Below are 20,546 nucleotides of genomic sequence, written 5' to 3'. Positions count from 1 at the left end.
AATTTCCTTATCATCAACAAATAAATTACGATTTCTATTGAGCTGTATAAGCTTTATACTACGCGCCAGCTATATCTAAACCCTCCTGTCTGTTGAGTATGGGAATTATCCGGTGAAGTTCGTAAAATATTTTTTTATTATTGTTATTTGTTGCATTTTTTTGGGAACCGCTTCGATTTTTGGCATGTACAAATATGTCGAAGATGAGTTACCTGACGTCGCAACAATGAAAGACATCCGCTTACAAACGCCGATGCAAGTCTTCAGTGCTGATGGTGAATTAATTGCACAATATGGTGAGAAGCGCCGTATTCCGTTGCCATTAGCTGATATTCCTCCCCTCATGGTCAATGCCTTTATTGCAACGGAAGATAGCCGTTTTTATGAACACCATGGTATCGACCCTGTTGGTATTTTCCGAGCGGTTACGGTGATGGCATCATCGGGTCATGCTTCTCAAGGGGCGAGTACCATCACTCAGCAATTAGCTAGAAATTTTTACTTAAGCCCAGAAAAAACGTTGATGCGTAAGGTAAAAGAAGCGTTTCTGGCCGTAAGAATCGAGCAGTTATTTACCAAGGATGAGATCATGGAGCTGTATCTCAATAAAATTTACCTTGGTAACCGTGCTTATGGCGTGGGCGCAGCAGCCTATGTGTATTTTGGTAAAACAGTCAATGAGTTGACGCTGAGTGAAATCGCGATGATTGCGGGTTTACCAAAGGCGCCTTCAACTTCAAATCCTTTATTCTCTTATGAAAAAGCGATCAGCCGTCGTAACGTCGTTCTGGGGCGTATGTTAGAAGAGAAATACATCACCCAAGCAGAATATGAACAGGCAAAAAGTGAGCCAATTGAGGCATCTTATCACGCACCCAAAATCGATTTCTCAGCGCCTTACCTCGCTGAAATGGCGCGTCAGACATTGTATGAGCAACATGGTGAAGATGCGTATACTGACGGTTACAAGGTCTACACAACGGTTATACGTAAAGACCAACTCGCAGCCACTGATGCAGTACGAAATAATTTAATTGATTATGATGTTCGTCATGGTTATCGCGGGCCCGCTGAAGTGTTGTGGACAGCAGGAGAGCCAGCTTGGTCGACAGAACAAATCATCGAAAAACTTAAAAAATCCCCTGTTTATGGCCCACTATTACCGGCTGTTGTGCTTTCCTCTACGGCCAGTGAAGCCACGGTACAATTGGCGGATGGGTCAACAGAAACCATCACGCTGGCAGGAGTGCGTTGGGCTCGTAAGTTTATTTCAGATACTCAGCAAGGCGGAACACCCAGCAAAGTTAACTCTGTGATCAACGCGGGTGAGCAAATTTGGATCCGTAAGGTGAAGGATATTTGGTGGTTGGGGCAAGTTCCTGAGGTAAATGGGGCTTTTGTTGCGCTAAATCCAAATAACGGTGCCATCATTGCATTGGTGGGAGGCTTTGACTTTAACATGAGTGAATTTAACCGTGTTACTCAGTCATTGCGCCAAGTTGGTTCAAATATAAAGCCTTTCTTATATACAGCTGCAATGGATAAAGGTTTAACGCTGGCCTCACTGTTAAATGATGTGCCTATCAGCCGTTGGGATGCAGGGGCAGGGTCAGACTGGCGACCTAAAAATTCACCGCCGCGTTATGCAGGCCCTATTCGCTTAAGACAAGGGTTAGGTGAGTCGAAGAACGTAGTGATGGTGCGCGCCATGAGAGCCATGGGCGTTGACTATGCGGCCGATTATCTGACACGCTTTGGCTTCCCTGCCGAGAATATCAATCGAACTGAAGCCTTAGCGCTAGGTGCACCTTCATTTACGCCAATGCAGATGGTGCGAGGCTATGCGGTGATGGTGAATGGTGGCTATCTGATTGATCCTTACTATATTCAAAAAATTGAGAATGCAGAGGGTGAGGTACTTTTTGAAGCGAAACCAAGAATAGCCTGCCCTGATTGTACGGATATTCCAGTTGTGTATGGCAATACTGAGCGGACGATAGCACTTAAAGGTATTGATGATGAGTCTACTGAAGAAGTCACTCAATCGGATGATAAACTTGCGGCACAAGAGCCAACAATGGATGTACCAGCAGCGAGCCCTGAAGAGGCCACGACTGAAAATCAGTATGCACCTCATGTGATTAGTACGCCGTTAGCTTTCTTAATTAGGGATGCGATGATGACCAACATTTACGGGGAACCCGGTTGGTTAGGTACGGGTTGGCGCGCAGCAAGAGATTTAGGTGGGCGTCGTGATATTGGTGGCAAAACAGGAACGACAAACAGCTCGAAAGATGCGTGGTTCTCTGGTTATGGCCCCGATGTTGTTGCGTCAGCTTGGATTGGTTTTGACGATAACAAACGTACTTTAGGCCGTACAGCTATCAGTGGCGGTGAGGCTGGTGCGAAGAGCGCTCAGCCAATATGGGATGATTTCATGAAATCTATCTTAGAAGGCGTTCCTGTTACGATGATGAAACCACCGAAAGGGATTATTGCGGTGTCTATCGATAGCCGCACAGGTAAGCTAGGTAGTTCACGTAAAGAGTACTTTATTGAGGGAACTGAGCCGAAAGAGCATGCCATTCAGGAAGTCGGTACCACCATTATTGAAGAGAGTGGTGAAAGCCAAGAGTTGTTCTAATGTGCTGCTTCACCTTGTAATCGGTGAAGAGGTGGTTATAAAATGATCGTTAAATAGGAAAATCGTTATATTGATTTTCCTATTTATTTTTAAGCGATTATTTAAAGTTCGATGTGACGCTAGCTACGATTTTTTAAGAAGCGTTCAAGGTAAAATAGTGCGCTGATATTACGGGCTTCATTGAAGTCCGGATGCTCAAGCAACTCCATCATGCGGGCAATTGGCCATCTAACTTGTTGTAAAGGTTCTGGTTCATCACCTTCCAGCTTTTCGTTATACAGGTCACTCGCGATAAGTATATTCATCTTACTCGAAAAGTAAGATGGCGACATGGTGAGCTTGGCAACTTGTGTGATCTGGTTTGCACCGAAACCAATTTCTTCTTTTAGCTCGCGTTGTGCAGCTTCAATTGGTGTTTCGCCCGGATCGATAGCGCCTTTAGGGAACCCTAGCTCGTAATCTTCAATACCGACGGCATACTCTCGGATTAAGATTAAGCTGTCATTTATGAGAGGAACGATGAGAACAGCTTCACGTTTTCCAGGGCGCATTCTTTCATAGATACGTTTTTCACCGTTGCTAAACTCGAGGTCAACAGATTGGATGCTGAATAATTTGGAATGAGCAACATCCTGAATATTCAAAATTTTTGGCTTTTTAAGCTCTGTCATAATGGTTCTCGAATAGGGTGAATGAATAAAAAAATAGGCGATTGATGAAACATCGCTTTTACACGGTTATTAACTATGGCTTATATCAAAAAAAATTAATAGAGATTATCGGGTTGATAAAATGCTGTTAGTATAGCCAACACGCTTCAAGTTATAGGACTGGTGTGGTAAATAGAGTACAGTGCTCAAAGGTTCAAGTCACCTAAGTTCCTATATCAAATAGTGTGAGTTGGGCGTGTGCCAACATACAGATTGAATTATTTTATGTATATATCAGCGTATAAAAATAGCACAGATTAATAAATAAAAATTTTTAATCACAACATATTGTAAATTAACATAAAAATTAAAAAGAGAATAGGAATTGGCTTATATAGCGGCAGCGTAGTGATTGCTATGCTTTTCTTGATATTATTTCATTGGGGAAAAAATGCTTAATTACGTCATTATAACGGCTATTGTAATAATTAGCCTAACTATAATGGCTTCCTTTCTGTATTTCAGGCGGGGGCGGAATTCTGGCGTCTATCAGATCCCTTCTCAGGCTGAACCCTCTTTTCGCAAGATGATCGACTCTGATTATCAGATTATCTCACAGTACTTACGCACCAATCTTTTTTCTCCCCAAGGCTCTGAGCAAAATCCGTGGCAATTGAAGAAAAATGCCGTGATTGCCACCGTCTGTAATTCGGTGACTCGCTTTAATTTACGGCAAGAACAGACGAATGGCTGGCGTTATTTTATTGATACCATTGAGGTTAAACTTCCCGAGCAGCTTGAGCCTTATTTACAGCAAAAAAATGTCATGGAGTTAGTGGAAACTAACCATTTGCCATTAATTATTTCGCTAAATGGCTTTTCGCTAAAAGATTTTAATTATGAATGGTCTTCAGAAGAAGCGACTGAAGTCACGACGCCAGAGGCGGCTATTCATGAAAGAGGGGAGCCTAATGTCCAGCTATTGCGGGTACGCAAGGAGACACTAGAAGAACATCAGCTAAATCATTCTTCAGGTTGGTTTGGCGCTATTTTGATCTGCCTCAGTTTCTTACTTGGGTATTTAGCGTTAGTGGCAATTCCTGTTGTGCAGTCGTGGGGATTTGTAGGCGCTTTTCTCTGCTTTGTTATTGGGTTGCTGGCGCTATTTCGGTTTCGTGTTTTTCCTAAAAAATTTCAAGATGTTCAATGTGTTTTTGGGCAACCGAAGCGATGGGAACTGTATGGTGAATTAGATAAAAGACAATCATCAACGGTATCTATTGGTGGTACAGATCTTTATTATCCACCCCATTGGGAGCCGTATATCCATCATGAATTGGATAAAGCGACAAATATCGATATGTATGCCTCAGGGCAAGTTCTACGGCATGGACAATACCTGTCATTGCATGAAGAGGAACGCTATTACCCCTATCGTCGATATAAAAAAAATCTACTGGTACTCGCAACGGGGCTATTGGTTCTAATTTTGATGTTTTCCTATCAATCCATGTGCTTACCCGTAAAACTTGGCGTCGCATGGCTTGAAGGCTCGGAGAAAGTGAAAGTCACCAATGTGGCTGAATTGGAAACCCGCAAGTTGAAGATTGGTGATAGTCTTGTCGCGAAAGGGGTTGGAATGTGCTATCGCCCCCCCAATTTATCTGACTCGAATCATGCCCAGTTTGCGCCTTTTGATTGTTCAGGTGTTTATTGGAACAATATGAATTTAGCGCCGGATCCAGAATCAGAAATTGTAGAGCGAGCCATTCGATTGTTAAATACGGTGCAAAGCCAATTGCATCCTGATAAAAACAGTGTTGGCGTTAACCCCCGATTACAACGTGACATTATGAAATCAGGGATGAATATTATTTTTGATTTTTCTGAAATAATATTGAGAACGAATGAATTATGTTACGAAGAGAATGCGTGCTCCAAACTGAAAAACGCCCTCATAAACCTAGGCAGCACAGATGATTGGGGAACGTTAGTGGTCAAAGCGTCCACCGGTAAATTAAGCGGTGCGCATGTTTTATTACGCGCAGGAAGCGCCGAGGCCTTGGAAAACCTTGTTGAAGTCACCACATATGAGTTTATCAAAGGCGAAGTGGAAAAAGAGGCCGCAAAACTTAATAGCCCCCCACCTGGTGGTGTGCTGTTAATTAGCGATGAAAATAAGGCATTAGTCGATTTTATCGTGGGAAGCACGTTTAATGATATGACTCCTCTGCAACGTTGGATGGAACTGAAACGAATACCAGGCTTGCTTATTAATACGCCATTCGATATTGAAGGTATCATCACCAATTTATCGACCGATGCGAATGGGACATTGCATATCACGCTTCATAGTAAACCTGATGAACAAGTATTGTCTCGGTATGTCAGTAGCTCCTTATTTGCACTTTTTCTCGCTGCTTGTGTGATACTAAACGGCACTTTAGTGATAATCCGTATCATGAATAACAAAAAGCGCTTACGTAATATTCAACAGTATTATGATAAGTGCTTTGAGGCAGACAATCTCTCCCATCAAAGATAACGTCTAAATGATGGAGGCCTCATTTTAAAGATTGGCATTGAGGATAACATCATGAAACAACCACCAACAGAACAGGTTCGCCTTGATAAATGGTTATGGGCAGCGCGTTTTTATAAAACACGTTCTATCGCTCGCGATATGATTGATGGTGGAAAAGTTCACTATAATGGGCAAAGAACGAAGCCGGGCAAAATAGTCGAACTAAACGCCTTGATCAGGCTAAGGCAAGGGAATGATGAACGAACGATTGAGGTTTTAGAGATAAGTAGCCAGCGCCGAGGAGCACCGGAGGCGCAATTGCTTTATCGTGAAACGCAAGAAAGTCTCGAACAGCGCGAAAAAGTCCAGCAAGCACGAAAGATGAATGCGTTAACGATGCCTCATCCTGAACGACGCCCAGATAAAAAAGAACGTCGTACCTTACTAAAATTTAAACAATCGAACTCCCACGGTTCATCCTAAGGGCGGTTGACGCGGAAGGGTCAATTTTATTCGATTTAAACGTGTTTTAATCAAGAGAGGTTGTCGCTTAGTCCTCTAGGCAAAAACCCCTTATCAGTAATAGAGAGAAATTATGGCTAAACAAGACCTACTCCACCGTTTCCTGTTTGAACAACATGCTGTACGTGGGGAAATGATCAATGTTGACGAGACATTTCAGCAAATCCTGAATAATCATGATTACCCTGATGCCGTTAAAGGATTATTAGGTGAATTGCTTGTTGCAACGAGTCTGCTGACTGCAACCTTAAAGTTTGATGGTGATATTACTGTTCAAATTCAAGGTGATGGCCCTGTGAACTTGGCGGTGATTAATGGCAATAACTTACAACAAATGCGTGGCGTTGCTCGTATCAATGGTCCTGTTGTGGCAGGAAGCACCTTAAAGCAGATGATTGGTAATGGTTATATGGTCATTACGATCACGCCAAATCAAGGTGAACGTTATCAGGGGATTGTTGCGATTGAAGGTGAAACGCTGGAAGAGTGTATTGATGCTTATTTCATGCAGTCAGAGCAGTTACCTACTCGTTTATTTATCCGCGTAGGTGAGTCAGAGGGTAAGGCCATTGCTGGTGGTATGTTACTGCAAGTTTTACCGGCTGCCGATGAAGATAGCCATGATATTTTCGATCACTTAGTGCAACTCACGGCAACGATTAAAGGTGAAGAGCTGAGCGCACTGGATGTCAAAGAAGTGCTACACCGCCTTTATCATGAAGAAGATGTGACTTTGTATGACCCGCAATCGGTCGAGTTTCGCTGTACTTGCTCACGCGAGCGTTGTGAAAGTACCTTAATGACGTTACCTGAAGAAGATGTTATCGATATATTGCAAAAAGATGGAAAAATTGATATGGAGTGTGAATATTGTGGCTCACACTACGTATTTATTGAATCCGATATTCAAGGGTTAAAAAATGTTCAAAATCAGCAACTTCACTGATACGATTTAGCAACCTAATTATGTGACGAGGGTGCAATTTTGCACCCTTTTTTTATAATTTTAAAGGCTTATTACGTGCTCTAAGTCTCATAATGAATTAAAAAAAATTATACATTTTCAATTCTTTGATAGCTATCGCTGTTAATTAGTCGTAAAGAATTATGATCATCTGTAGATTAGTTATGATTACCAGGAGCAATAATAATGAGCGCTAAAAGTATTACCCCTAAGGAACTCGAACAGTACGGCATTCACGATGTAGCTGACGTTGTTTACAACCCGAGTTATGAGCTGTTGTTCAAGGAAGAAACTAAACCTGGATTAGAAGGCTATGAGCGTGGAACGGTGACCACACTAGGTGCTGTCGCTGTTGATACCGGTATTTTTACAGGTCGTTCTCCAAAGGATAAGTATATTGTACGTGATGATGTGACCCGTGATACCGTTTGGTGGGCAGACCAAGGTAAAGGTAAAAACGATAACAAACCAATGACCCAAGAAGTTTGGAGTCATTTAAAGCATTTGGTCACTGAACAACTGTCAGGTAAGCGCCTGTTTGTTGTTGATGCATTCTGTGGTGCGAACGCAGACACTCGCTTAAAAGTACGTTTTATCACGGAAGTGGCTTGGCAAGCGCATTTCGTAAAAAATATGTTCATTCGTCCAACTGACGCTGAACTGGTTGGTTTTGAACCAGACTTTATTGTGATGAATGGTGCAAAATGCACTAACCCAAATTGGAAAGAACAAGGTCTGAATTCAGAAAACTTTGTTGCTTTCAACTTAACTGAACGTATGCAGCTAATTGGTGGCTCTTGGTACGGCGGTGAAATGAAGAAAGGTATGTTCTCAATGATGAACTACCTGCTTCCACTGAAAGGCATTGCGTCCATGCACTGCTCTGCTAACGTTGGTGAAGAGGGCGATGTGGCGATCTTCTTCGGTCTGTCTGGTACAGGTAAAACGACGCTGTCTACAGATCCAAAACGTAAGTTGATTGGTGATGATGAGCATGGTTGGGATGATGATGGCGTGTTCAACTTTGAAGGGGGTTGCTATGCGAAAACTATCCACCTATCTAAAGAAGCTGAGCCGGACATCTACGGTGCTATCAAGCGTGATGCATTATTAGAAAACGTCACAGTGCTGGCCGATGGCAGTGTTGACTTTGATGATGGTTCAAAAACAGAAAACACCCGTGTTTCTTACCCTATTTACCACATCGAAAATATTGTTAAACCTATCTCTAAAGCGGGTCACGCCACTAAAGTTATCTTCTTAACGGCGGATGCATTTGGGGTATTACCTCCTGTTTCACGTTTGACGCCAGAACAAACTCAGTACCACTTCCTATCTGGCTTCACTGCGAAATTAGCCGGTACTGAACGTGGTGTAACAGAGCCTACACCAACGTTCTCTGCCTGTTTTGGTGCAGCATTCCTGTCCTTGCACCCAACACAATATGCAGAAGTATTAGTTAAACGTATGGAAGCTGCGGGTGCGAAAGCCTACTTAGTGAATACAGGCTGGAATGGTACGGGCAAGCGTATCTCTATTAAAGATACTCGTGCCATCATTGACGCTATCTTAAGCGGTGATATCGAGAAAGCAGATACCATTAAACTGCCTATCTTTGATCTGGAAGTGCCAACAGCATTACCGGGCGTTGATACCAACATTCTTGACCCACGTAATACTTACGCTGACAAAGCACAATGGGATGAGAAAGCGAAAGATTTAGCTGACCGTTTCGTGAAAAACTTCGATAAGTATACAGATACCCCAGCGGGTGAGGCTCTGGTTAAAGCAGGCCCTAAACTGTAATAACGTGTTAAGTTTTAAAAGATAAGGCCCTCAATTGAGGGCCTTTTTGACATTGAAACATTATTCAGCGGCAGGTAAATCGAACAGTAAGATTTCGCTATCTTCACTTGCCTTAATCGTCAGTTGGTTTTCTTGCCAAATGGCTAAACCATCGCTGGTTGTTGCGGTTTGGCCATTCACCTCAACAGTGCCTTTGACCACTTGGATCCAAACAACTCGCTTATCTGCAAGCGTATAGGTGTGTGTCTCGTCTTGGGGTAATGCCCAACGCCATAATGTCATGTCTTGATAGACTTTTAACGAACCTTCTCTTGCATCTGGCGAGAGGACTAATTGCTTGCCATCCGCAGAATCAAAGCGTTTTTGCTCATAACGAGGCTCGATACCCGCCTTTTCAGGTAAAATCCAAATTTGGTACAAGTGAAGACGATTTTTATCATCTGGATTGTACTCTGAATGACGTATGCCTGTACCGGCGCTCATGATTTGAAATTCACCCGCTGGGATCTGCTCCATGTTACCCATGCTGTCTTTATGTTCCACCGTACCTTCAAGAACATAAGTTAAGATCTCCATGTCTTTATGGGGATGAGTGCCAAAACCTTGACCAGCATCGATAAAATCTTCGTTGATGACACGGAGCGCGGAGAAACCCATAAACTGTTCATCATAATAGTTAGCAAACGAAAAGGTATGCCAACTGTCTAGCCAACCATGATTAGCATGGCCGCGTTCATTCGCTTTACGTACATAGATCATTGTGTCATCTCCTTAAAAGCGCCCCTATTTGTGCTGAGGTGCGCTAAATGTATTGCTGACAGTTTAGCTAACTTGGCAAAAGAGAGAAGTAGACAGGTTTGACCTTAGGATCCAAAAAATTTGAATGAGATGAATAGATAAAAAAATAGCCAGCACTAAGCTGGCTAAACTAAACACTGGAAGCAATGTGAGCAATGTCGTACTGCCAAGACAGTTGCTGTATAAGCTATGTCGAGGAAGTGATTTGATGATAATAGTTATCACTATCGTTTGTAAAGCGTTTTTTTTAATCAAAATCAGATAAATTATAATAAAATCTGCAATTATATGATTTCTATAAAAATTAAAAATATCCATTATTTTTCAATGGATTAAATTTTTTTTGTTAAAACGAGATTTTTGAACGAGACACACTAAGAGTAAGGGTATTATGCGTCTGCAAAGCGTAAATCGCCTTTGTCGAATTATGGGGAAACGCCCTAAATTTATCGTAGGGCGTCTACTATTTCGTTTATTTTGCGTTAAAGGGGAGGCTTTCAGCGCAAGCAGAAGCGGAACTCCATGCCCATTGGAAATTGTAGCCACCGAGCCAACCTGTAACATCGACCACTTCGCCAATAAAATACAACCCTTTTATTTTGAGGGATTCCATGGTTTTCGATGAGAGTTCCCGTGTATCCACCCCACCTAAAGTCACCTCTGCGGTTCGATAACCTTCGGTACCATTGGGTTGGACTTGCCATTGATGCAAATTATGATGCAATGCTTCGATTTGTGGATGATTAAGTTGTTTCAGTGCGCAATCAGGGATTTGCCCCTGAGCCTGTAAGACTTCAATTAATCGCTTAGGTAACAGTTTACTGAGCGTTGTTTTGAGTGATTGGTTTGGGTGATTCTGTTTCTCTTCACTCAAATAGTCGGTGAGATCGTGCTCAGGAAGTAAGTTAATACTTACATATTCACCTGGGTTCCAATAGCTTGAGATCTGCAAAATAGCAGGACCAGATAGTCCACGATGGGTGAATAGAATATTTTCTTTAAACAGAGTGCCGTTAGCGGCGGTCACGGTGGCGGCGACTGACACCCCAGAGAGAACTTGTAAGGCTTCTAATAGTGGCTTATGTAGCGTAAAAGGAACGAGGGCAGCACGAGTTGGTAAAATAGGGTGACCGAATTGCTCTGCGAGTCGATAGCCAAATGGTGTTGCTCCAAGGCCTGGCATCGACAGCCCCCCTGTAGCCACAACAAGTGAGTGTGTACTCACTTCATTTCCGTTTGCAGTAACAATAAAACCATCATCGGTTTTCTCAACATGGGTTACTTCGCTGCGTAATTTTACGGTGATATTGGGTGAACGGCACTCAGCTTCTAACATGTCGACAATATCTTGTGCGCTATTGTCACAAAATAACTGACCGAGTGTTTTTTCGTGATAGGGAATATTGTATTTATTAACTAACGCAATAAAATCCCACTGTGTATAGCGAGCAAGTGCTGACTTACAAAAGTGAGGATTTGCGGATAGGTAATTGCTGTGATCGGCATAAATATTGGTAAAGTTACAACGCCCGCCACCTGACATGAGAATTTTTCTACCGAGTTTCTTTCCGTTATCCAATACAAGTGTATTTAGCCCTCGTTTTCCTGCTAATGATGCACAAAACAGTCCCGCAGCACCTGCACCAAGGATAATGACGTCATAATTTTTCACAATACAAAATTCTCTATCTAGTTGATATTAAACATGTTTACGCAGTAAGTGATCGTATCAAATTATATTTCAATGGTTATCATGTGGCTCGTTATACAACAACTAATGAAAAGTCTTGAATACATATTATAATTAGGTTCTGCTGAACTTTTGGGCTTACTTTGTTGCTTATGATTAAGCCTTTAGCTTGCGCTAAAAATCGATTTATGGCGCATCTAAAAAATCAGTAGGTTGTTAGATATTCGCCAAAAAAGATGAATTCACTCTAATTTGGGTGAAATTCTAACGAAAAAGTTTAAAAAAATCAGAATAAAAACAAATTGTGTAATATACTGATAAATATAGGGTAATGACCATGTTGTACTTTTTTTCACAGTAGCGAAATCAAAAAAAGGTTAGATTTTGCTTCCACCGCTAGCGTTTGTCACTGATAATGCGCCGCGTTCATGACCAACATAAAATGGCTTAACGTCTATGCTACATCTTTTTACAGGTTTGGAATTTTACACAGGCCTATTGTTAGTACTGGCACTGTTATTTGTGCTGTTCTATGAGGCAATAAATGGCTTCCATGATACCGCGAATGCGGTAGCAACGGTTATCTATACCCGTGCAATGCGAGCGCAATTTGCGGTTGTTATGGCGGGTGTGTTTAACTTTTTTGGTGTTCTGCTCGGAGGTTTGAGCGTTGCGTATGCGATTGTTCACTTGCTGCCGACAGACCTTTTGCTTAATGTGAGCTCAGCTCACGGCCTCGCAATGGTCTTTTCATTGCTACTGGCTGCAATTATCTGGAACCTTGGAACCTGGTATTTTGGTATCCCCGCATCAAGTTCTCATACATTGATTGGGGCGATCATTGGTGTTGGTTTAACCAACGCAATCGTGACTGATTCATCCATCGTTGATGCGTTGAATATACCTAAAATGATCAGTATTTTCATGTCCCTTATCCTTTCTCCTGCTATTGGTTTTGTGATCGCTGGATTGATGATTTTTGTTTTGCGCCGTTATTGGAGTGGAACCAAAAAGCGTCGCCGTATTCACTTAACACCAGCAGAACGTGAGAAAAAAGATGGTAAGCGCAAGCCACCATTTTGGACGCGTACTGCATTGATCCTATCAGCAGTTGGCGTGAGTTTCTCTCATGGTGCAAACGATGGGCAAAAAGGCATCGGTCTTATCATGCTGGTATTGATTGGTGTTGCACCCGCGGGCTTTGTCGTCAATATGAACTCAAGTGGTTATGAGATCGCAAGAACTCATGATGCCGTTGTACATTTACAACAATACTATGAGACACATAAACCAGCCTTAAACCATGCGATTGAAAATACGCCGACGGTTACGGGTACTGATGAGATTGGTGAAGAGTTCCATTGCGATAGCTCACGTACACCTATCGTTCTAAATCAAGCACAACAATTGCTGAATGGTATTCAAAGCTACGATGAGTTAACACCAGAGCAGCGCAACCATATGCGCCGTTTACTCATGTGTATCTCAGATACAGCGAATGCCGTTGCTAAGTTGCCAGAAACCAGCTCACAAGATGCTAGTTTACTGAAAAAGCTAAGCAATGACCTATTGTATACCGTTGAATATGCACCATTGTGGATCATCATTTCCGTTGCGTTAGCGCTGTCTATCGGAACAATGTTTGGCTGGAAACGTGTTGCTGTGACGATTGGTGAAAAAATCGGTAAGAAAGGCATGACCTATGCACAAGGTGTGTCCGCACAGGTTACCGCCGCGGTTTCAATCGGTGTTGCAAGTTATACGGGAATGCCTGTTTCTACCACCCAAGTTCTATCTTCGGCAGTGGCTGGAACCATGGTCGTTGATGGCGGTGGTGTACAGAGCAAAACAATTAAGAGCATTGCTTTGGCATGGTTATTGACACTACCTGTTTCTATCGGCTTGTCCGGTGGATTATACTGGATTGCATTGATGATCATTTAGTACAGAGTAAGCGTTTTCTACTGTATAGCTGACAAAATGAATAACGATAATAGTGATGAGCTAATAAGTTCATCACTATTTTTTTGCTTTAAAAAATGTTGGGTAATTAGTGAGTTTTGCTTGGCTGTTAAGCGGCAAAGAAAAGCAGATAAATTAAACTGACAGCGACTAAGATGCTAAGTTGACTGATCTGTAAAAATTGCTTACGAATCCTATCGCATCGCAATATAACTTCAGGGTCAAAATGGTCGAGATAGTGTTTATTGTTGATATAACGAACGAGCTTTAATTGCTTGTTTAATTGACCATGAGTGGTGAAAAACCCATTACCATCAACGGACTGATAAAGTAAGGGATCAGTATCGCGTAGGATATAAAGCAAAACGCGAATAGAAGAAAAATAGCGTATCATATTGATGATACATAAGATGCATAAGGCCCAAAACAAGGCAACCATACTGAACATACTCACCTCCTTAGGTATATCAGCTTGCGCTGTTGTTACAAAGGAAATAAAGCAAACACAGTGTAAACCAATTTATTATCCATTGTAGGATAATGCGCGGCCTAAAAAAAGTACAAATAGAAGTATTTTTGAGCGATCTTTATTGCTATTTGAGTGAAAAAGAAAGTGAAATTGGGTGGAAAAGCGTAATGTTAGGATGAATGGCTAAGAATTTAGTTATTACTTGTTTATATTGAAAAATATCACACATCATTCTTGTTTATATATTAATATTGGATAGATGATGTTATTGTTTTCTAAAATATTATGTGATGAAAGATTAACGCGTCTAATCTGCACAGATGTGATCAAAACGACACTCATGTGCCATAGTATGCGGGTATAGTATTTATAAGCGATTGGTGAGTTAAGAGGCTAAACTCGCATAGGCTCTTAACTTATCACAAAATCAGCATTCGGAAGGAGTTGACTTTATGGCGTACAAACATATTCTCGTAGCGGTAGATTTATCACCTGAAAGTAAAGTATTACTGGATAAAGCCGTATCAATGGCAAAACCTTACGGGGCTAAAGTATCCATGATCCATGTTGATGTGAATTACTCAGATCTTTACACCGGTTTAATCGATGTGAATTTGGGCGACATGCAGCAACGTATTACGGACGAGACTCGTAACGCTTTAAAAGATCTTTCTGCTGGTGCAGGTTATGAGATCCAAGAAACATTGAGCGGTAGCGGTGATTTAGGCCAAGTTTTGGTTGATGCAATCAAAAAATACGATATGGACTTAGTCGTGTGTGGTCATCACCAAGATTTCTGGAGTAAGTTGATGTCTTCGGCTCGCCAGTTGATCAATACAGTTCATGTTGATATGTTGATTGTGCCACTGAATGACGATGAAGAATAATCGATTCAGTTAAAAATGAAAAATTATTCGCTAAAAACGCTTGCTTATGCAGGCGTTTTTTTTGCTAAAAAAAATTTAAATTAAGTTAACTATTGTAGGGTCAAGAAATTTTTTTGCGTTAGAGTAAAAAAAAAGCTTGAAACTTGAATACAAACTAATGATATATTCAATAGGCAAATGCACATCAACCTCACATTTCCTAAAAAATTATCACAAGAAAGAGTGAGGAATATCACAACAAAAAATTTAAAAAGGAAGGCGCCGATGAGTTCATTATCATCATTTCTGGAGTCTGTACAAAAAAGAGATCCTCAGCAACCTGAATTCCTACAAGCTGTCCGTGAAGTGTTTACCTCGCTTTGGCCATTCTTAGAAAATAACCCTAAATATCGTGAGCAAGCACTACTTGAACGTTTTGTAGAACCGGAAAGAGTGATCCAATTCCGTGTCTGTTGGGTGGATGATCAAGGCAAAGTACAGGTAAATAGAGCTTGGCGTGTGCAATATAGCTCTGCAATCGGCCCATTCAAAGGCGGTATGCGTTTTCACCCTTCAGTTAACCTCTCCATTCTAAAATTTCTTGGCTTTGAACAAACATTGAAAAATGCATTGACGACATTGCCAATGGGGGGAGGTAAGGGAGGTTCTGACTTTGATCCAAAAGGAAAAAGTTATGGTGAAGTCATGCGTTTCTGCCAATCATTAATGACCGAATTATATCGCCATTTAGGGGCGGATACTGACGTACCTGCTGGTGATATCGGTGTTGGTGGCCGTGAAGTTGGCTTTATGGCAGGCATGATGAAAAAGCTTTCTAATGACACCTCATGTGTCTTTACTGGCAAGGGACTTTCTTTCGGTGGAAGCTTAATTCGCCCAGAAGCAACCGGTTACGGCCTTGTCTATTTCACAAATGCGATGCTAAAACGTCATGGGTTAGGTTTTGAAGGAATGCGTGTTGCGGTATCGGGGTCTGGTAACGTCGCTCAATATACCATTGAAAAGTGCATGGAACTGGGAGCAAAAGTTGTTACTGCTTCTGACTCAAACGGTACGGTGGTCGATGAAGCTGGCTTTACACCAGAAAAGCTTGCTCGTTTAGAAGAAATCAAAAATAGCTATGGTCGTGTTGAGGCCTATGCAAAAGAGTTTGGTTTAACTTATTTGGCTGGTAAGCAACCATGGTGTGTACCTGTTGATATTGCTCTACCGTGTGCGACTCAAAATGAGTTAGATCTTGAAGCGGCGGAGCTACTAATCAAAAATGGTGTTAAAGCCGTTGCTGAAGGGGCAAATATGCCAACAACCATCCCAGCTACAGAGCTTTTCCTTGAAGCGGGTGTATTGTTTGCGCCAGGTAAAGCGGCGAATGCCGGTGGTGTTGCAACGTCAGGTTTAGAAATGGCGCAAAATGCGGCTCGTATGGGTTGGAAAGCCGAAAAAGTGGACGCGCGTTTACACCATATTATGCTGGATATCCACAATCACTGTGTCGAGTTTGGTGGTGAGGCAAAACAAACTAACTATGTACAAGGTGCAAACATTGCGGGCTTTGTTAAAGTCGCAGATGCAATGCTCGCACAGGGTATTTTGTAATTATTTCGTTTAAACATACGCGAAAGGGCGGAGATAACAGTAATATACGCCCTTCGTTGTTATGTTTTAATACAGGGATAAATATCGAATCGATGATTTTTGGTTATGACCGCGGAAGGGGCTTTTTGACCAGCAAGGGGCTCAGCATAATCAGGTCGCTTCACCACGACACGACGTTTAGCTAAGGCTAAAGCGGGAGCAATTTTTGTTGACCACTGCACTCATTATTAATCATGGTCGTCATGGAATTCCGTAGATTGAGTCAAAATGATATCGGTAATCTCATAAGCCATCTTTTGCGTGTCGAAATCTTCAATATTTGCCAAAACAGCAACAGTTAAGCCTAAATCAGGTAAACGTAAAAAATAGGTAACCCAGCCAGCCCAGCCTCCTGAATGCTCGAAATGTGTGATGCCGAAGTGTTGTGAAATAATAATGCTATAGGCATATTTCTGATGGTGTTCAATGGCTTTACCTATCCTATTTCTAGCCGGTAATGCCTGAAGCATTTTCTCGACTAGTGCTTTGCCTCCGACTTTACCACTGGTGTCATTTTCACCCCATTTCATTAAATCTAAAACATTTGAATGAACAGCACCATCACCGGTTTGAGTCCAAAGACTTTCACTTAATTGATAGCCACATGCATTGTTTTCACGGTACCCACGAGCAATTGTGGTGTGGACGGGGTACGATCCCACTATAAAGGTATTATCCATTTGTAATGGTTTGAAAATAGCCCGTATTACAATAATCAAATTGTGTCCCAACAGGGAAAAGAGGGTTGGGATAAGCAATGAAGTCCGCTAAGCTTTCCGCTGGTAGAGATCGACTTGCCGCTTGAATTGGAATCGGTGTTTATTGTTCAAGCATGGCACCCACGGTTAGACAGGGATTCGGTACATCAATGGCTGCGGCATACTATTAAACAGTACTTTTTAAATCGAGAGTGATTTTCTGTAGTGTTAGCTAATTAAGCATATCAATGAGTATTACTTTATATTTGATTTAGCCGTTTAACGTGATGACTTGGTTAGAAGCTCACCATAATACGATGAGCTTCTAGAGCCTATTTAATGAGTTATTCCAAAGTGCCTATTTCTTTTGGCAATGTATTGGCGACATCTGAAAAGCTTGGTAGATGGCCCCATACATCAGGATCACCAATTACAAAAATATATTTCTTGGCGCGTGTTAGAGTGACATTAACTAGGTTGGGCTTACTCGCTGCCCATTGTGCGCCACCCTCTTCACCGATACTGCAACCGAGTACAAAAATAACGGTATCATTTTCTTTACCTTGTAAGGTATGCACGGCGCCAATCTTATGTTTGGCCCAATGGTTGACCTTTTCTGGTGTGATTTTAATCACTGGCTGTTGTATAGCTGGTAGATCTGTTTCCTTGAGTAATTCAATTAATGCAGTTTTAACCGCATTAAAAGGTGTGATCACATAAATAGATTGTAGCGTAATATTTTCCTGCATTAGGCGAGATAATAACATGAATAGGCCTTTGCCATGGCTATCTCGGTATTGTTTATTACCCGTATTCCCCTTTGATACAACTTCATGGTTTTTGAGCTTGTCATTGATGGAGAGGCTGAGAATGTCGTCCTTTGAATCCGCATGGGTCATACGGTCATTGTCAGTCCTATTATTGGCAAGGCTGAACATAGGTTCAATACAATGGCGGTGTACCCATAAAAGAATACCAATCCAAATCGGGTTATTCATGACTTCTAACTGACAGCCCCATGAATTGATGTGATCCGCAATTTGTTGGATTGAGAAAGTTTGTGGGTTCCAATGGCAAAGATGGTTACTTCTTCATTACTGAAACGTTGTTCGCACTCTTCTTTAGCTTGCCCTGTTTCTGAACCGACAATATCTTGAATGAGCGAATTACTTAGATTTTTATCAAACTCACCAAGGTAAAGAATAAATACGGTTGTTTTAGGCATTTTATATTGCTCTCGGTATTTATCACAAAGCCAAGGTAATTGGTTGTTCTTGTTTTCTGTAAGCACTTTTCGGGATATAGATAATTTTTTCTTGTGATTAATATCGGGCGAATAAGGGTAAAAAAATGCTATACGTTGCCAACCACTTAAAATATCTATTGGTAGAGGTTTCGAATGCCTATTTTTCCATTTGTCATTGTTTAAAATATTTTAATAGTTACCAAGATTAACTTAAATTAAATGAATTTTATAGACTTCACGTTATGAATGCTCTCGGCCTAAAACTGTAGTGAGTGAGGGTATTTATAAAGAAGAGAGAAGGGAAATTGGTTACCCGTAGCGCTGGTGAGTATTTGAAATAAAACAGCTAACTAAGAGAAGTTATAGTTAGCTGTTAATTGAGGATTACTTAGCGATTAATTCGCCAATTTTTACTGCTGCCCAGCCCGCAGGTGTGGTTGCTCCACCCACGATATTGGTCATTTCTGAAATCCCTTCTGGTACTGGGATATTCGAATTCACCGCAGCTTGCGTATATTCCGTGGAAATATCGGTTCCCACATAGTAAATGGATGTTAGGACTAATGTGCCACAGATAAACATTCTAAACATATTACGCTTACAGAATGGTGTCACCATAGCTAATAAAAACATCAATGAAGCAAGGTCAACGAAAGGTAATACTTTGTTGCCCGGTAGTACGAAAGCTAACACAATCGCCATTGGGATCAGTAATAGCCCAGTTGCCAACACGGAAGGTTCACCAATTAACAGCGCAGTATCCATGCCAATATAGAAATCACGGTTAGGGAATTTCTTTTTCAATTTTGCTTCAACGGCATCGCGAACAACTAACAGACCTTGGACTAAAATTTCGATCATTTTAGGCAGGAGTAACATTGCCGCAGACACGGTCACGGCGAGTGCAACAGATTCACTGATAGGATAGCCTGCCATCAATGCTAATACCAAACCTAAAATAAAGCCTAATGTTAATGGTTCACCGAATACACCGAATTTTTTATTAATCGTTTCGGGTTCGAGGTTAATTTTATTTAACCCTGGAATTTTCTCGATAATATAGTTTGTCACGATGCCAAACGGTACATACATAATACAAGTCAGATGAGGGAAGGAAATGCCTTGTAAATTATAATTACGTTGTAGATAAGGTGCAGTAATATCTGCCGCAACCAAAGTGGCAATAAAGATCACATAAGTGATACCAATTGATAGCCAGTAGCTTTCAGTACCCGCATACACTACAGAACCGACTAATAAAAATATCCAATAGTTAAAGATATCAATATTAATGGTTTTTGTGAGCTTAAATAAAACCATCACTAAGTTGATCGCAATAAAGCCTAGTACAACTGGCACCATAATCGGTGAGCCCCAGCCAATGGTGGAGGCAGTAGGCCAACCCGTATCAACCACGGTAAGGTTTAAACCCATCTTTTCAACCATCGATTGCGAGGCGGGTCCTAAATTCGATAGTAATAAGTTGATGACTAAGCCAACACCAACAAAACCGATGCCGACTAACATACCCGCTTTAAAAGCGGTGCCTACGCGAACGCCAAAACATAATGCAATAATGAAAAATATTATTGGCATCATAACCGATGCGCCCAGCCCGATGATGTTGTTGATTATATCCATGTCTTTCTCCCAATACTCGTCATATTTCGCGCTGTGGCGTTGTTGGCTTCATTCACGAACCCTAGTCACATACTTTTGTATGCCCTAGCGACTCGTTTGCTTGTCGCCTAGCCACAACGCGAACTATTTAGAGTATTTATATGCTCGTCATATTTCGCGCGGTGGCGTTACTATCTTCATTTACGAACCCTAGTTACATACTTATGTATGCCCTAGCGACTCGTTTGCTTGTCGCCTAGCCACAACGCGAACTATTTAGAGTATTTACCTACTGCGTATTGAATAAAAAAATAAACCTGATAGTGAAATAAGTTGTGGTTTATAATTACTCAAAATACATAAGGTTGTTTTTGTAGGGTATAGGGTGCCCCTGACAGGTTTCACCCTATCGTTTATTTTTTATATTTTTT

The 20,546-nt window shown here is 41.5% G+C and carries 16 protein-coding genes and 1 pseudogene; 8 read left to right on the top strand and 9 right to left on the bottom strand.

Annotated features, from left to right (window positions below; translation table 11 throughout):
* Positions 1–112: 112 nt before the first annotated feature.
* On the top strand, positions 113–2,644 hold the full coding sequence (gene mrcA / locus O7C57_RS19705) for a peptidoglycan glycosyltransferase/peptidoglycan DD-transpeptidase MrcA (RefSeq protein ID WP_163860473.1): 2,532 nt from the start codon (positions 113–115) through the stop codon (positions 2,642–2,644).
* Positions 2,645–2,763: 119 nt separating this feature from the next.
* Here the strand turns inward: mrcA and nudE are convergent, their stop codons facing one another.
* Positions 2,764–3,315 (bottom strand): ADP compounds hydrolase NudE, encoded by a 552-nt coding sequence (gene nudE, locus O7C57_RS19700; RefSeq protein WP_154621841.1) that lies wholly within the window; start codon positions 3,313–3,315, stop codon positions 2,764–2,766.
* Between the two features lie 430 nt (positions 3,316–3,745).
* Between nudE and O7C57_RS19695 the strand changes: the two genes are divergently transcribed.
* From O7C57_RS19695 to pckA, 4 genes are all read left to right on the top strand, one after another.
* Positions 3,746–5,839 (top strand): IgaA/UmoB family intracellular growth attenuator, encoded by a 2,094-nt coding sequence (locus O7C57_RS19695; RefSeq protein WP_269723473.1) that lies wholly within the window; start codon positions 3,746–3,748, stop codon positions 5,837–5,839.
* 51 nt (positions 5,840–5,890) lie between these two features.
* Positions 5,891–6,301 carry a ribosome-associated heat shock protein Hsp15 gene (hslR, locus tag O7C57_RS19690; RefSeq protein WP_163860475.1) on the top strand — a complete coding sequence of 137 codons (411 nt, stop codon included), beginning with the start codon at positions 5,891–5,893 and terminating at the stop codon, positions 6,299–6,301.
* Positions 6,302–6,413: 112 nt separating this feature from the next.
* Positions 6,414–7,286 (top strand): Hsp33 family molecular chaperone HslO, encoded by an 873-nt coding sequence (gene hslO / locus O7C57_RS19685; protein WP_163860476.1) that lies wholly within the window; start codon positions 6,414–6,416, stop codon positions 7,284–7,286.
* A gap of 204 nt (positions 7,287–7,490) precedes the next feature.
* Positions 7,491–9,110 (top strand): phosphoenolpyruvate carboxykinase (ATP), encoded by a 1,620-nt coding sequence (gene pckA, locus O7C57_RS19680; protein WP_154622045.1) that lies wholly within the window; start codon positions 7,491–7,493, stop codon positions 9,108–9,110.
* Between the two features lie 60 nt (positions 9,111–9,170).
* Here pckA and O7C57_RS19675 read toward each other — a convergent pair whose 3' ends face one another.
* Entirely contained in the window at positions 9,171–9,869 is a 699-nt protein-coding gene (locus tag O7C57_RS19675) for a pirin family protein (RefSeq protein ID WP_154622044.1), read from the bottom strand.
* A 511-nt stretch (positions 9,870–10,380) separates the two neighbouring features.
* Entirely contained in the window at positions 10,381–11,580 is a 1,200-nt protein-coding gene (locus tag O7C57_RS19670; RefSeq protein ID WP_196713936.1) for an NAD(P)/FAD-dependent oxidoreductase, read from the bottom strand.
* A gap of 474 nt (positions 11,581–12,054) precedes the next feature.
* Between O7C57_RS19670 and pitA the strand changes: the two genes are divergently transcribed.
* The gene (pitA, locus tag O7C57_RS19665; RefSeq protein ID WP_154623235.1) at positions 12,055–13,542 is read left to right on the top strand and encodes an inorganic phosphate transporter PitA; all 1,488 of its coding nucleotides are present in this window, start codon (positions 12,055–12,057) and stop codon (positions 13,540–13,542) included.
* 127 nt (positions 13,543–13,669) lie between these two features.
* On the opposite strand, the gene uspB is transcribed toward pitA, so the two are convergent.
* Entirely contained in the window at positions 13,670–14,008 is a 339-nt protein-coding gene (uspB, locus tag O7C57_RS19660; protein ID WP_154623236.1) for a universal stress protein UspB, read from the bottom strand.
* Between the two features lie 473 nt (positions 14,009–14,481).
* Between uspB and uspA the strand changes: the two genes are divergently transcribed.
* Positions 14,482–14,916 carry a universal stress protein UspA gene (gene uspA / locus O7C57_RS19655; RefSeq protein ID WP_047756456.1) on the top strand — a complete coding sequence of 145 codons (435 nt, stop codon included), beginning with the start codon at positions 14,482–14,484 and terminating at the stop codon, positions 14,914–14,916.
* Positions 14,917–15,180: 264 nt separating this feature from the next.
* Positions 15,181–16,512 (top strand): NADP-specific glutamate dehydrogenase, encoded by a 1,332-nt coding sequence (gene gdhA / locus O7C57_RS19650; protein WP_154624239.1) that lies wholly within the window; start codon positions 15,181–15,183, stop codon positions 16,510–16,512.
* A gap of 59 nt (positions 16,513–16,571) precedes the next feature.
* Here the strand turns inward: gdhA and O7C57_RS19645 are convergent.
* From O7C57_RS19645 to O7C57_RS19625, 5 genes and pseudogenes are all read right to left on the bottom strand, one after another.
* A pseudogene (locus O7C57_RS19645) lies at positions 16,572–16,715 on the bottom strand (class I SAM-dependent methyltransferase); the annotation flags it as partial.
* Positions 16,716–16,739: 24 nt separating this feature from the next.
* The gene (locus tag O7C57_RS19640) at positions 16,740–17,270 is read right to left on the bottom strand and encodes a serine hydrolase (RefSeq protein WP_269723472.1); all 531 of its coding nucleotides are present in this window, start codon (positions 17,268–17,270) and stop codon (positions 16,740–16,742) included.
* A 323-nt stretch (positions 17,271–17,593) separates the two neighbouring features.
* The gene (locus O7C57_RS19635; RefSeq protein WP_269723471.1) at positions 17,594–18,247 is read right to left on the bottom strand and encodes an AAA domain-containing protein; all 654 of its coding nucleotides are present in this window, start codon (positions 18,245–18,247) and stop codon (positions 17,594–17,596) included.
* 5 nt (positions 18,248–18,252) lie between these two features.
* A complete protein-coding gene (locus O7C57_RS19630) occupies positions 18,253–18,474 on the bottom strand; it encodes a hypothetical protein (RefSeq protein ID WP_196713935.1) in 222 nt (73 codons plus the stop codon).
* A 405-nt stretch (positions 18,475–18,879) separates the two neighbouring features.
* Positions 18,880–20,136, bottom strand: coding sequence for a PTS galactitol transporter subunit IIC (locus tag O7C57_RS19625; RefSeq protein WP_269723470.1), 1,257 nt, complete (start codon positions 20,134–20,136; stop codon positions 18,880–18,882).
* Positions 20,137–20,546: the final 410 nt, after the last annotated feature.

The sequence above is a fragment of the Providencia sp. 21OH12SH02B-Prov genome (genome assembly GCF_027362595.1).
Classification (GTDB): Bacteria; Pseudomonadota; Gammaproteobacteria; order Enterobacterales; family Enterobacteriaceae; genus Providencia; species Providencia zhejiangensis.
This window is presented reverse-complemented; position numbering and strand designations above follow the sequence as displayed.